This is a genomic window from Lactiplantibacillus pingfangensis (assembly GCF_005404945.1).
GTDB classification, from domain to species: Bacteria; Bacillota; Bacilli; order Lactobacillales; family Lactobacillaceae; genus Lactiplantibacillus; species Lactiplantibacillus pingfangensis.
Genome location: NZ_BJDG01000021.1, coordinates 1 through 13,433, shown reverse-complemented (window position 1 = coordinate 13,433; position 13,433 = coordinate 1). Strand labels below are relative to the sequence as shown.

The 13,433-nt window shown below is 40.3% G+C and carries 13 protein-coding genes; 11 read left to right on the top strand and 2 right to left on the bottom strand.

Annotation, left to right across the window (positions count from 1 at the left end):
• Nucleotides 1-253: 253 nt before the first annotated feature.
• Entirely contained in the window at nt 254-1,447 is a 1,194-nt protein-coding gene (locus FFM74_RS09975; protein ID WP_137626488.1) for an SAM-dependent methyltransferase, read from the bottom strand.
• Nucleotides 1,448-1,583: 136 nt separating this feature from the next.
• On the opposite strand from FFM74_RS09975, the gene FFM74_RS09970 reads away from it, so the two are divergent.
• The 6 genes from FFM74_RS09970 to FFM74_RS09945 all read left to right on the top strand — a co-directional run bounded on the left by FFM74_RS09970 (nt 1,584) and on the right by FFM74_RS09945 (nt 6,852).
• Nucleotides 1,584-2,531: a cell surface protein gene (locus tag FFM74_RS09970; protein ID WP_137626487.1), complete on the top strand. Its 948-nt coding sequence runs from the start codon at nt 1,584-1,586 to the stop codon at nt 2,529-2,531.
• A 397-nt stretch (nt 2,532-2,928) separates the two neighbouring features.
• Complete coding sequence (locus FFM74_RS09965; RefSeq protein WP_137626530.1) at nt 2,929-4,083, top strand: ROK family protein; 1,155 nt, start codon at nt 2,929-2,931, stop codon at nt 4,081-4,083.
• 132 nt (nt 4,084-4,215) lie between these two features.
• Nucleotides 4,216-5,292, top strand: coding sequence for an AI-2E family transporter (locus FFM74_RS09960; RefSeq protein ID WP_137626486.1), 1,077 nt, complete (start codon nt 4,216-4,218; stop codon nt 5,290-5,292).
• Between the two features lie 72 nt (nt 5,293-5,364).
• Nucleotides 5,365-6,057 (top strand): 2,3-diphosphoglycerate-dependent phosphoglycerate mutase, encoded by a 693-nt coding sequence (locus FFM74_RS09955; protein ID WP_137616185.1) that lies wholly within the window; start codon nt 5,365-5,367, stop codon nt 6,055-6,057.
• A gap of 191 nt (nt 6,058-6,248) precedes the next feature.
• Nucleotides 6,249-6,464 carry a hypothetical protein gene (locus FFM74_RS09950; protein ID WP_137626485.1) on the top strand — a complete coding sequence of 72 codons (216 nt, stop codon included), beginning with the start codon at nt 6,249-6,251 and terminating at the stop codon, nt 6,462-6,464.
• A 139-nt stretch (nt 6,465-6,603) separates the two neighbouring features.
• Nucleotides 6,604-6,852 carry a hypothetical protein gene (locus FFM74_RS09945; protein ID WP_137626484.1) on the top strand — a complete coding sequence of 83 codons (249 nt, stop codon included), beginning with the start codon at nt 6,604-6,606 and terminating at the stop codon, nt 6,850-6,852.
• Nucleotides 6,853-6,991: 139 nt separating this feature from the next.
• On the opposite strand, the gene FFM74_RS09940 is transcribed toward FFM74_RS09945, so the two are convergent.
• A complete protein-coding gene (locus tag FFM74_RS09940) occupies nt 6,992-7,639 on the bottom strand; it encodes a TetR/AcrR family transcriptional regulator (protein ID WP_137626483.1) in 648 nt (215 codons plus the stop codon).
• 200 nt (nt 7,640-7,839) lie between these two features.
• On the opposite strand from FFM74_RS09940, the gene FFM74_RS09935 reads away from it, so the two are divergent.
• From FFM74_RS09935 to FFM74_RS09915, 5 genes are all read left to right on the top strand, one after another.
• Nucleotides 7,840-8,226, top strand: coding sequence for a ferritin family protein (locus FFM74_RS09935; protein ID WP_137626482.1), 387 nt, complete (start codon nt 7,840-7,842; stop codon nt 8,224-8,226).
• Between the two features lie 10 nt (nt 8,227-8,236).
• Complete coding sequence (locus FFM74_RS09930) at nt 8,237-8,677, top strand: nuclear transport factor 2 family protein (RefSeq protein WP_137626481.1); 441 nt, start codon at nt 8,237-8,239, stop codon at nt 8,675-8,677.
• Nucleotides 8,678-8,993: 316 nt separating this feature from the next.
• Entirely contained in the window at nt 8,994-9,749 is a 756-nt protein-coding gene (locus FFM74_RS09925) for an SDR family oxidoreductase (protein WP_137626480.1), read from the top strand.
• A gap of 44 nt (nt 9,750-9,793) precedes the next feature.
• The gene (locus FFM74_RS09920; RefSeq protein ID WP_137626479.1) at nt 9,794-11,281 is read left to right on the top strand and encodes a glycoside hydrolase family 1 protein; all 1,488 of its coding nucleotides are present in this window, start codon (nt 9,794-9,796) and stop codon (nt 11,279-11,281) included.
• A gap of 969 nt (nt 11,282-12,250) precedes the next feature.
• The gene (locus FFM74_RS09915) at nt 12,251-13,408 is read left to right on the top strand and encodes a hypothetical protein (protein ID WP_137626478.1); all 1,158 of its coding nucleotides are present in this window, start codon (nt 12,251-12,253) and stop codon (nt 13,406-13,408) included.
• Nucleotides 13,409-13,433 lie beyond the last annotated feature (25 nt).

The following is a 13,433-nucleotide window of genomic DNA, read 5'->3' as shown; positions in this document are numbered from 1 at the left end:
GGACGGTCCGGGACACTTGCGAATTGTGCAAGGGCTACGGGCGAGGACCAAGACGTTTCTCAGGCTTGATCCGGTCCCACGACCGCGTGTTATCAGTGGCGACTGGAAGCGGTCATGTCAACTAATCTTCATGTCCTAATCATTGACATGGTAGTAATTACTAGCGATTTTGATCTTTCAACCTTTAGTAAAGTGCAAAAAAGGCACTGGAAACCAGGATAGTCCTGATTTTCAGTGCCTTTTGAAAGTTAAGTTAAGCGTTAACGGTATTGTCTTCGTACATGTATTCACGGGTCATTGGTAAGGTCCGTGATGAAGGTCCCTTAGAAACAAGGTATTGCATGACGTCAATGTTACCTGATTGGAATGAAGCGGCACAGGCTTGGAGATAAAGATCCCACATCCGCGTGAAGCGGGTACCCATTTTGGCTTCGATTTCAGTCCGTTTGGCATTGAAATTCTCGTCCCACAATTCAGTGGTCCGCTGGTAATGGCGGCGTAACGTTTCCACGTCATCAACTTGTAAGCCACAGTCAACGATGTGTTGTAAGTTTTCGGTCATCCCAGGAACGTAGCCACCTGGGAAGATGTATTTGTCGAGCCAGCCATTGGTTGCGCCACCTTGTTGACGGGTAATCCCATGCAATAAGGCCACACCATCGTCTTTAAGATACTTTTTAACATCTTTAAAGTACATTTCCAAGTTATCTTTACCAACATGTTCAAACATCCCAACGCTGGTAATGTAGTCATATTGTTCGTCGCCAAGTTCGCGGTAGTCTTCCAAACGAACTTCGGCCACGTCACTCAAACCTTCGTCTTCAATCCGCTTGGCAACGAGGTTGTATTGTTCCTTGGATAACGTAATCCCAACGACCTTCAAGTTATATTCTTTAGCAGCCGTTAACATTAACGTTCCCCAACCACAACCAATGTCGAGCAATGTTTTGCCGGGTTGCGGATTGAGTTTTTGAATAATGTGATGCACCTTATTGATTTGGGCAGTTTCTAAGCTGTCGTCTTCATTTTGAAAATAAGCACAGGAGTACGTCAATGTGGAATCAAGCCACATTTCATAAAAGTCATTCCCAACATCATAATGACTTTGGATGTCCTCTTGACTCTTCTTTTCAGAATGAGATTGTTTCGGCATGAATTTTTTGAGCTTGGAATCGTTGAAGAAACTATCTGCTGATTCATAAGCTGATTCGATTAACTTTTGGATGCTACCATCAATTTCGATGTCGCCGTCCATATAAGCTTCGCCTAACGCAATTGAAGCGTTCTTAGTGATTTCGCGAACTGGAATCGCCTTTTTAAAAGTCACAGTTACTTCTGGGGTACCGTCACCACCATAATTTTCGCTGCTACCATCCCAATAATTAACTTTTACTGGAATATTGAAAGAGCGGCTTAAAAAGGTGTGATAAAAAGTCTTTTCTAGCATTAGAATAAGGATCCTTTCTCGATAAAAAATACAATTGTTATTATACGCCTCTGAAAACAGTTTTGTAAGCACAATGCACCCCGGATAATTTGCTAAAATGGTATAATAGGACATCAACCAAAAGGGGGGTGTCATCATGAAAAAATGGCTTTGGGTCGTCGTGACGATTCTCGTGGCAGTTGGTGTCGGTGGTTATACTTATTCGCGACATCAAGTCCAAATGCAAGGCTACCATACAGAGATGCAGAGTGGGAAACAAGCCGTTACGGCTAAGCAATACTCAGAAGCTGAGGATGCTTTTACACGTGCCTCACGCACGATCGTCAACGATACTGCGGCACAGCGCTATTTATCACAGACCCAAACCTATATCGCTGGCCAAGAAGCAATTAAAGCACGCCGATTTGCCGCGGCACAGACGGCCTTTACGACGGTGAAGAATGTTAAAAAAGGGTCCAGTGTTTTGATGACACGTTCTCAGACGAAGCTTGAACTATTAGATACGATCATTAGCCAACGCAAACGCGACAATAAGTTATATCAAAAAGCGTTAGTTTTAAATCAGGCCAATGAATTTACGGATTCAAACGGGGTTCTAATGGTGTTATTCCAAAACAAACAATTTTCTCAAGATTACTACCAAGATATTTATCGTAAGGCGAAGGGACTACGACATGAAAATAACGCTGCGCTCAAGTCATTAACGGGGTCAACGCCAATTACAAACAATGAAGCCCAGACGGTGACGTCAAATGCTAATCAAACTAGTGAGCAGCCGGCCAAGTCGTCGGACAGTAAACCTGCTAAAGAAAGTCAAAGTAGTAGCGCGACCAGTCAGTCGTCAACGGCGACAACTAGTCAGACGCAAAGTAGTTCGGCTTCAACGACGAGTTCTTCAGCGGCGACGAGCACGAGTACGACGGTCGATCCATCTGGGATTCAAGCCACACGGGCAGAATTGACGGCTGCGGGCTTGGATGGTAACCAATTTACGGATGCACAGATTCAAGCCATTATGCAACAAGCGGCGGCCGCACATATCACACCGGTTGAAGCAGCGCGACAATGGCAATCACAGCCATAATTGATTAAGATTTAAGGACCAGTATGGAAGCATACTTTACAATCATCGATAAAACACTTGAAATTAAGTGTGAATCGGTGATTTTTTTATAAAAACTGTTATAAATAGAGGTGTAAGGATAGATTAATTTCTACGCTTACATGGCAGTTGAACCGTGGGGGCAGTCAGATTTATATCACTTTGGGGCATTTTTTTACAAGTTTAATGTCAAAATAGGTATAAAAATGACTATTTTGTGTACTATTTCTGTTAGATGCTTTAGAATATTAACAAGATTAGGGGGTTAAGGTGTGACGTCGATTGGATGGATACATGGCAGCGCCAATGGACAAGATTGTTTGTCAAGTTTGGTCAATTAAGGTTATCCAGTCATGCGGCGCTAGCGCCGAAATTTAGTATGATTATTAATAAACATGTCATGCGTAGTACGAACGAGAAGCAAGTCCTTCAACAAGTTATCAATGAAGGTCCGATCAGTCGTAGTCAAATTTCCCGTAACTTAAGTTTAAACAAAGTAACGGTTTCTGATATTTATAACCAGTTGCTCCGGGCACAATTTATCAAGGAAATTGGTTGTGGGGTCAGCACTAAAAATGGTGGTTGGAAACCTGTAATGGCGGAACTCAACGTCAACTATGGCTTTGTTGCCAGCATCGACTTATCTGTAGACGCTGTGAAGTTAATGTATTCACGGCTCAATGGTAAGATCCTACATTTTCAGAGCTTCAAGACAACGGATATGACTTTAACGGATGTCATTGACTTAATTGAAGATCAGTTACGAAATGTGGATGATTATGGTACCGTCCATGGCTTGATGGGGGTCGCAATTGCACTAGACGGCATTATTTACGAAAACAAAATCTTGAAGACGCCAATAAAATGTTTAGCGCATTTTGATTTGGCGAAATATTTACGCGACAAACTGCGTATCCCAGTTATGCTGGAAAAGAAAGCAAACTTAACGGCCGTATTTGAACGGGATTTCCATGATAATGAAATCTTTGACAACGTCGTTTCGGTGGTCGTTCGGGATGAAATCCATGCCGGAATCGTTGCTGATTCACGGTTGTATTCAGGTCATGAAGGTGAAGCCGGTGAAGTGGGCACGGCGTTACTTGAAGATCGCACGGTTGAGAATCATATGGAATCCGCCAATGAATACGCTTCCGAAAAGACCTTGTGGGCGAAATTGAAAGCGATTAAGCATGTGGATCGTTTGGATTTAACCGCGGTTAAACATGATTATATTAACCACGATCCAGAAGTAACCAAAGTATTTGATGATTTTGTTTACTACTTGTCAAAGGTGGTCTCCAATGTTTCCACCGCTTTCGCACCAGATGTGGTTGTTTTGAACACGAGTGTTTTGGAAATCTTGCCACAATTGTTGACAGATTTGCGTGACACGACCGCGAAGATGTCCTCGCCAACGCGGCAAGTGCCGATCATTGCAACGAAGAATGTTCAATCGGCCGCCTTACTAGGTGGGGCCTCTGAGATCATTCATCAGGCATTAGGACTCGAAAGCTTAAAGATGCATTTTTCATAGAGACGCTTATAAAACGTGTAAGGCTAGCGATAGCTTTACACGTTTTTTGCGTAATAATGACGGACTTTTCATGTTTATTGCGACCGTTTCAGTTAGAATGGATGTAAGGATAGTAGAGGGAGTGGATGTTGCTTGGAATTTTGGTCACGATTTGTCCACAACGTGCGGCTACGGCGAGCTTGCGTCTTATTGCTAATTTGTGTGGGGTTGTATTTAGCTTCAAGCATGTTGAGTATTATTTTGTTAACGTTCATTTTCACCTTTTTAGTGACGCGCTTAGTCCGATTCGTGCAACGATGGGTGAAGATTCCGAGTGCTGTGATTGTGATCACGGTGTATGCGTTGGTCGTTTTAGGGATGTACTTTGCGGTCACCACGTATTTGCCTCAGTTGATTAAACAAACCTTTTCAACCTTTGAATCAGTCTATCGATTCTATCAAGATCCATCGCATGATACGAACGAATTTTTATCGTGGGTCACGAATTATTTCCAAGAATCTGAGATTCTAAAGCAGTTTAAAACTGGTATTTCGGTTGTTTTCAAATACATTACAAATATTGGTAATATGGGTCTGACGTTCTTCCTGTCGTTTATATTGAGCTTTTTCTTTACCGTTGAAGAACGTCAAATGAAACGTTTCTCAAAACGCTTCCTGACAAGTACCTTTGGCTGGTTTTTCCAAGATGTTTACTTTTTTGCACAGAAGTTCGTCAATAGCTTTGGGGTGGTTTTGGAAGCCCAATTTTTAATTGCGATTGTGAATACCGTGATTACAGTGATTTTTATGGCTTTTTTACATATGCCACAATTGATCAGCTTAGGCTTGATGATTTTTCTATTGAGCTTAATTCCAGTGGCTGGAGTCATTATTTCACTAGTACCATTGAGTTTGATTGCTTATTCAGTCGGTGGGTTCCGGTATGTGGTGTATATGGTGATCATGATCGCCATCGTGCACACGTTGGAAGCTTATGTGTTGAATCCTAAATTTATGGCGAGCCGCACCGAGTTACCGGTCTTTTATACGTTTGTCGTGTTACTGGTGAGCGAACGACTATTTGGGGTTTGGGGCCTGATTGTCGGGGTGCCAATATTTAACTTTATTTTGGATATTATTGGCGTGAAACCGGTTCATGGTCTCAAACCAAAAATTCATTTGAAAAAAAGTTTAAATTCTGACCATGATTCGGGAAATAACCCCCGATAATATTTTGATTTTTCGGCGTTTCAGTGTAAAATGAGTGGAGTAAATAATAAATGAAAGAGGTCATTAACTGCTATGGCAAAATTAGTATTGATTCGTCACGGTCAAAGTGAATGGAACCTGTCAAACCAATTTACGGGTTGGGTTGACGTTGATTTAAGTGAAAAGGGTGTTGAAGAAGCTAAGGCTGCTGGTAAGAAAGTTGCCGAAGCTGGCTTGAAGTTTGATTATGCCTTTACTTCAGTTTTGACTCGTGCCATCAAGACATTGCACTACGTTTTGGAAGAATCTGACCAACTTTGGATTCCTGAAACCAAGACTTGGCGCTTAAACGAACGTCATTATGGTGCCTTACAAGGTTTGAACAAGAAGGAAACCGCTGAAAAATACGGTGACGATCAAGTTCATATCTGGCGTCGTTCATATGACGTTTTACCGCCATTATTGAGTGCTGATGATGAAGGTTCAGCTGTTAACGATCGTCGTTATGCTGACTTAGACCCTAACATCGTCCCTGGTGGCGAAAACTTGAAGGTTACCTTGGAACGGGTTATGCCATTCTGGGAAGACCAGATTGCGCCAAAGTTGCTTGATGGCAAGAACGTCATCATCGCAGCCCATGGTAACTCATTACGTGCCCTTTCGAAGTACATTGAAAACATCTCCGATGATGATATCATGAACCTTGAAATGGCTACTGGTGAACCAGTTGTTTATGACTTTGATGAAAAATTAAACGTCTTAGGCAAAGAAAAGTTAGGCAAATAATCAGCGTGATTATTTACTGATTTTAGAAGAAGCGTCCGCATTCGTGGGGGCGCTTTTTTATGGCGCTAAATTCGGCTAAGTTGTGATAACTTAGGATGAGTTTGGCAATTAATGACAGCAAACGGACGCTAAATGGGCACTGCCACTTTCAATTTAGTTTGTTAACTTTCTGAAAATTAGGAGGGCTTTGCATGTATGATGAAGCAGAATTAGTAGAAGCTAAACGCCAGATTGATTCCACTTTGCATAAAATCCGTGAAGTGGTGAAGACTTTTGAAGCTAAAGATGAGCCATCACGTTATAAGTCCCAGATGACATTGGCTAAACGGCGCTTGAAGGCGTTTGGCATTGCTAATCAGTTGATTGAAGAAAAGTTAGCGGAGTTGAAGGCTGGTAGTGGTCACTAATTAGTCACTAGCGATTAAAGTTTCAGGGGACTGCGCGTGAGGTGAAAATGACTCCCGTCGTCCCCGTACTGCCCACGGGTTAGTATTGGCATAAGTTTAGACAGTAAGATTAAGAGAATCGATAGGGGTATTTAAATATATGAGTGAAGCAACAAACGCAAACGAAGTTACACAACGCGAAATGGTTAAATTGATTGGTTTATTCCGAAAGAACGGTTTTAAGGGTGAATACGTTAGTTTCCAACACGTCGTTGATGAAGGAGCTAGTTACTTCGTTGTGATGGCTGATGAAAATAATGGGACGCAAGGGTTATTTAAAGCCGACTTGTTAAGTGGGACGATTGAATTTCAGTATATGTTGGATGAGAACCACGCGGTTGCGAAGTAAATAGAATTAATTTTAGAAGGATGGCTGTGGACATCCTTAGTGAAAGATGCAATCATATAAATGCCAAAAGGACCTCTGGATCATTTTCCAGAGGTCCTTTTGCAATAAATGGACAAATTAAGTAAGATTTTCAGACAAATTAGTCCGTCGAAATATTATGCTCTAATCCGTACAACAAGAGGTAAATCGCATCCTGATAACTATTTTTAAAGTCAATCCCGATTTCTTCAAATGAAAAGTTTTTCTGATTTAAGTCGCTAACCTTCGCCACTGGAAATTCGCCCAGTGCTAACGATAGTGCTGAGAACGTAAAGCTAATTAGTGCTGGTTCACTTGCGTTGGGAAATAGTTCGGCTAAGGTTGCAGCCATCTGCTGACGGGCATTCTTGGAAGCTTGTTCGAATTTAGTCAGATATTCTGAGGAAACATTTTTGGCGATAATCGTAAACAAAATTGAGTGTAATTCAATCATCCGCTCATGTTGCATCAGGCATTTGGTCCAGATAGTTCCCACATCTTTAATTGAGTAAATATGATTCAAAATAAACTGATTATTGAAATCTTTACACCATTCTGCAAGATCATTAATTAGAATCAAAATTAATATTTCTTCTTTAGTTTCAAAATAATTATAGATAGTGGGACGAGTAAAATCGGTATGACTGGCGATGCTGGCGAAACTCAAGCCTTCATAGCCGAGTTCCTGATACACCTTTGCTGCGGATAAAATTATAGCGTGCTTTCTTGCCTCAACCTGTTCTTTTGATCGGGCACGTTGAAAAGCCATGGCAAACGACCTCCTTGGTTAAAATCAGATAAGTCTATTCAACGCTAAAAAAGCTAAAAAAGCAACTCGATAACTGACTTTCAGATTTTTATAAACATTCTAATTGACAAAATGTCAGCTAAGAGTTTTAATAGACTCATCTTAAGTGCTTAGGAAATTGATTTTAGCTGACATAACAACTTATAGGAGGATGACTTAACTTGGGTAACGAAAGTTTGAAAAAATTAATTGGACTACAAAAGGGCGAATTAGTTGGTGTACAGATCTATCGGCAATTGGCAAAGATTGCGAATGATCCACAAATCACTCAAAAATTACTGCAAATCTCAAATGAGGAATATGCGCACAGTCAAGCGTTACAAAAATTAACTAAGACAGTGGTTAAAGGCAATGGGGTCATTGGAAAAATGATGGGCGTTATGAAAGCACTACTTGGAATGAAAAAAGTACTCGAAATGACTGCCAAGGGACAATTTGATACGGCCCAAAAATATGAAGCATTGGTTGATCAATTTCCGACTTTGGCCGCAGTTGCTCAGCAAGAAAAAGCACATGGTAATTTATTGGAACAATTAGCACAGAAATAGGAGGTATTCCATGAAAAATTTCGAAGAAAAAATCAGTTTGGATAAATTAGTCAATCGGTGGACTGTACTGGGTGATGAAAAGCGGACGGAAGAACAGTTAGAATTGATGACTTCAGATGTTAATTATCAAGTTTACTTTGGCGACCAGATGGTTGTGGAGACGGTTGGACGGGAAAAGTTGATCCAGGAATTTAAGACCCACGCTACTGAAGTAAACCGTTATTTTAGTTTGGATGGCCAGCACATTGTTGATTTTAACCGAGCAGGTGCAACGGGTACTTTGTACTCACAAATGAAAATGGTTCGTGTGAATAGTGAAGGTCAAGAAGTTTTAACAGATTATAGTGTTAAGTATCAAGATACTTATGTCAAAGTTAATAAGTCGTGGAGAATTAGCCAGCGGGTGGCCTACTATGTGATTGTGAATAGTAAAGCATTATCAACGGATTAATACTGAATATTTTGAATACTGTTTTTCTCCGCCTAAAAGATAAGTTGGTCCTGCATTTGTTTAAGTGAAGATTGTAGTTGTTAGTGGGGCAAGTTGTTTTCAGACGTAGCCGTAACCCGTTGCTCATATATAGAATAAAAGCATAGCAATGGATTTGGTTTAAGCATTGGACATACTTGCTGCTAGGCATTATTCTCAATGTATAGAAAGTTAAAGCGACTGTACTTTAGCGCTGTATGGTTGGAAGCACTGTGATTTTGATTGGAATTGACGAACAATAATTAAACTGGATTAATCTCAGTAAGGAGCTAAAAATATGAGCATTAAAAATAAAGTTGTCGTTATTACTGGTGCCTCGTCAGGTATTGGGAGAGCGACAGCGCGATTATTAGTTGAACAGGGTGCCAAGGTTGTCTTAGGTGCTCGCCGAGTTGAGCGTCTAGCTGAAATTGCCGATGAACTTAAGGATGAGGCTGGTGAAGTTGCTTTTAAAGCGACGGATGTCACTAAAAGAAGCGAAGTTGCTGCTTTGTTGGATGTTGCAGTTCAAAGATTTGGGCATGTGGATGTTTTGTATAACAACGCCGGTGTTATGCCACAAGGATTGCTAAGCAGTCGGGATTATGACGGGTGGCAGTTAGCGATTGAGACCAATATTATGGGTGTTCTGAATGGTATCGGCGAAGCGTTACCGATTTTTAAGAAGCAGCATGATGGCCTGATTATTGCGACTGATTCAGTTGCTGGTCATGTTGTTTATCCTGGATCAGCAGTCTATAACGGCACAAAATTTGCCGTACGTGCAATTATGGAAGGCTTGCGACAGGAAGAAAATGCTGATGGTATTCGGTCCACGATTATTTCACCAGGGGCCGTGAAGACTGAATTGGTTAATAGTGTTCGTGACGCGGCTTTTCAAAAAAATATTGAAACACTGTTTGATTCCCCGGAGGAAAGTGGTTTAGCTATTAGTCCTGAAGATGTTGCCAAAGCAGTCTTGTATGCAATCGATCAACCTAAGCACGTCGTTGTGAGCGAAGTTTTGATTCGACCAGCACAGCAACCAGTATAAACATAGTTGATGATAGTACGCTAGGTAGAATGGAGGCACATTGAATGGCATTTGATGACCGGTTTTTATGGGGCGGCGCAACCGCCGCTAATCAATATGAGGGTGGCTACTTGGATGATGGTAAGGGTCTAAGCACGTCGGATGTTTTAACGGTAGGTGCTAATGATAAGCCCAGAATGGTTACTTGGAAAAATCCTAGAACTGGAGAGACTGGTGAAACTGAATTTGGCTTTTACACAGATCAGCGGCAGGTACCAGTTGGTACGATTCCAGCCATTTTACCAGATAAATATTATCCTAGTCACGAGGCGACTGATTTTTATCACCATTACAAAGAAGACATCAGCTTGATGGCAGAGATGGGCTTTAAAGTTTTCAGACTCAGCATCAATTGGGCACGCATCTTTCCAAATGGCGATGATGAGCAGCCTAACGAAGCGGGACTAGCATTTTATGATCGTGTATTTGATGAATGTGTTAAACAGCATATCGAGCCATTAGTCACATTGTCGCACTATGAAACGCCGCTAAACTTAGCCATTAAGTATAACGGCTGGGCTAGCCGTAAATTGATTGATTTTTTTGTTAAGTATGCAACGCTTGTACTGAAGCGCTATCATAAAAAGGTCAAATATTGGTTAACCTTTAATGAAATTAATTGTATGGAATTTGCTCCGTTTATGGCAGGTGGCGTCATTGATGGTGGTAAGCAAAATAAGGCACAAGCTGCGCATCATCAATTTGTGGCGAGTGCCCTAACCGTTAAAATCGCTCATGAAATTGATCCACAGATGAAGGTTGGTCAAATGCTGAATTATGGCGTATTGTATGCTTATTCGGCTGACCCAGCAGATCAATTGAAAGTGCAATTGCAGATGCAGGATACTTACTTTTACGCGGATGTTCAAACTGGTGGGCATTACCCCAAGTATCGATTAGCTTACTATCAACGTGAAGGCATTAAAATCGATCAATATTCTGATGATTTTAAATTACTAGCTAAGTATCCGGCTGATTTTTTGAGCTTTTCATGCTACGGTTCGAATGTGGTGACAACTCATGATGAAATCAGTGGTGATAAGGGAAATTTTACTACTGGTGTGAAAAATCCGTATCTCAAAACTAACGCTTGGGGCTGGGTAACCGACCCCAATGCGTTGCGAATTGCATTAAACAATTTGTACGATCGTTATCATAAACCGCTGTGGATTGTTGAAAATGGAATAGGTTGGGATGATCAAGTCTCAGCAGATGGTAAGATTCATGACGACTATCGAATTAAGTATTTACAAGCTAATCTTTCTTCTATGTATGATGCTGTGACCATCGATGGTATTGAGTTACTAGGATATACCATGTGGGGATGTATTGATTTAGTCTCTGCGGGAACTGGAGAGATGAAGAAGCGTTACGGCTTAGTCTATGTCGATAAGGATGACCATGGTAATGGCACACTTAGACGAGTGCGTAAGGATTCATTTGGTTGGTATAAAAAGGTAATTGCTTCTAACGGGCAAGACCTAAGTGATTGATTGGTTTGCTCTACAAGAATGGATTTACGGGCATGCACTATTTGGAGTTACAACAAAGAGGACAATTACTTTGTTGTAATGGTCAATGAAAGTAGTAGGGCAAGGACTGTTTAAAGCAAGCAGTATGGTTAAATTCCAATATATGCTGGATGAGAATCACCTGGGTGCTAAGTAAATAGAAGAATTTCACTAATTTTTTGCGACTAAAATGAGCTTTAAAATTGAAGTGAATGTTTAATCCAATAATTGGCTAGCGTGTCCTCGACATTTTATCGGGAACCTACTAGCCAATTTTGTTTACGCATAAAATACTGGAGTAATCAGTTTCTCGCAGATAATATAAGCCTAAAAAGTCACATGATTCTGGATGAAATGAAGACCATCCGATCAGAATTGCGTGGCTTTTAAACGCCGGAATAGTGTGAATGGCGATAATAAAAGGATCTAAGACTCAACATACTAAGCGGACGATACCAATTCCACCTAAGGTTATGAAGATCCTAGAGGGGTGGATTCACTATTATTGGAAGGCCTTATTTCGAAATAGAATTGCTAACTCTAATCACTTTCCATTACTAAATAAGGATAGTCGGTTACCCAAGAATCAGAACGGCAGTGCATAGCATCATCAATTACAGAAAAAGCTAGAGACCGAGTCTAAGGTCAGCATGCATACTTTTAGGCATACGTTGACTACTTTGATGATTGCTGATAAGAATATATCTAGTTAGTCTACATTTTACGTAATATTGGTCATTCTAGCATGGCGATAACTCAGAAGTGTTAAATAGGCTTGCTGCCGACCATTCTTTTTTCTGAACTATGGGTAATGTATGAAAAGGTTACACAAGTCAGTAGTTATTGATAGATGGTTGATAACAGTACAGAATGTTGTATATAATCTAAATGTATAGGAGCAAGAGTTTTTTAGATAATAATATTGTGCAGTGTAATCGAGGAATGAAGAAAATGAGCAAACCTAAACGGGAAAATATAAAGATTGAAAAATTACATCAATTAACCACTAATCCAAGAACAATCGATGCAGTTAGTGATTTTGATGCCGTAGAAAAATTGTATAAAGTGAATCGGCAAGCTTCGTCTCATTTGATAAACTTGGCTCTTGAAATAGCAGATAAGGGTTTTGATGAAAATGAGCCAATATATGCAGTTCAACATGGTAATACAAATGAATATGATGTTTATGAAGGTAATAGGCGTTTAGCAGCATTGAACTTACTAAGTGATCCAAATAAGTATGGCTTTTTGAGTAAAAAGCATAAGAAAGTTTTACAACAGGCAAATTTAGATAAAGTTCCAACTGAAGTTGAGGTTACGATAGTTAACAAAGACGAAGCACAGCGTATAATGGCTAGAAACCATGACGGCATGCAAAATGGAATAGGGCGTGTGGCTTGGGACACAGAATCGTCACGTCGTTATGCTAGATCTATGGGGAAAGATGCTAGTTATGTGGGGAAAGCTACATCACTTTTTAAAAATATGTTTGGAAAAACAATAGGTGAATATATTGGTGGAATCACAAGTGCTGATAGAATATTAAATAACAAGGCAATTCAAATGTATATTGGTGCTGTCGGTAGTAGTGGCCCAACTAGTGAGCAAGTTGAGAAAATAAAGAGGGTTTTGGATGAAGCCAAACTAGTATCTGATGAAAAAGATATGGCCATTTCACGTACCTTTGGTAAAAAAAAGGATATAGAAGCACTAATACCTAGGCTGGAACAAAAAAATGCTAAAGAAAATGATGATCAAACTGGTAATAGTGGTGTAGAAATACCTGTAAATGATGATCAAACTGGTAATAATGGTGTAGAAATGCCTGTAAATGATGATCAAACTGGTAATAGTGGTGTAGAAATACCTGTAAATAATGATCAAACTGGTAATAATGGTGTAGAAATGCCTGTAAATGATGATCAAACTGGTAATAATGGTGTAGATGTATCTGCCGGTGATGGTCAAACTAATAGTAGCGAAGTGCATGAAAATACAATATCTGAAGATGTTTCAAATCATAAGTTAAATAAAAGTGTACCATTTGTAAAAGTAGACCCAATATATTCACGAAAATCAGCTCAATATCTTAGAGTCGTTAGACGATAAGGTATTGGGCTGATTTTCGTTTGCA

Excerpts from the sequence above, each read along its gene's own strand:
- FFM74_RS09975 (WP_137626488.1), bottom strand. The coding sequence starts at position 1,447 with ATGCTAGAAAAGACTTTTTATCACACCTTTTTAAGCCGCTCTTTCAAT.
- FFM74_RS09970 (WP_137626487.1), top strand. The coding sequence starts at position 1,584 with ATGAAAAAATGGCTTTGGGTCGTCGTGACGATTCTCGTGGCAGTTGGT.
- FFM74_RS09965 (WP_137626530.1), top strand. The coding sequence starts at position 2,929 with ATGATTATTAATAAACATGTCATGCGTAGTACGAACGAGAAGCAAGTC.
- FFM74_RS09955 (WP_137616185.1), top strand. The coding sequence starts at position 5,365 with ATGGCAAAATTAGTATTGATTCGTCACGGTCAAAGTGAATGGAACCTG.
- FFM74_RS09950 (WP_137626485.1), top strand. The coding sequence starts at position 6,249 with ATGTATGATGAAGCAGAATTAGTAGAAGCTAAACGCCAGATTGATTCC.
- FFM74_RS09945 (WP_137626484.1), top strand. The coding sequence starts at position 6,604 with ATGAGTGAAGCAACAAACGCAAACGAAGTTACACAACGCGAAATGGTT.
- FFM74_RS09940 (WP_137626483.1), bottom strand. The coding sequence starts at position 7,639 with ATGGCTTTTCAACGTGCCCGATCAAAAGAACAGGTTGAGGCAAGAAAG.
- FFM74_RS09930 (WP_137626481.1), top strand. The coding sequence starts at position 8,237 with ATGAAAAATTTCGAAGAAAAAATCAGTTTGGATAAATTAGTCAATCGG.
- FFM74_RS09925 (WP_137626480.1), top strand. The coding sequence starts at position 8,994 with ATGAGCATTAAAAATAAAGTTGTCGTTATTACTGGTGCCTCGTCAGGT.
- FFM74_RS09920 (WP_137626479.1), top strand. The coding sequence starts at position 9,794 with ATGGCATTTGATGACCGGTTTTTATGGGGCGGCGCAACCGCCGCTAAT.
- FFM74_RS09915 (WP_137626478.1), top strand. The coding sequence starts at position 12,251 with ATGAGCAAACCTAAACGGGAAAATATAAAGATTGAAAAATTACATCAA.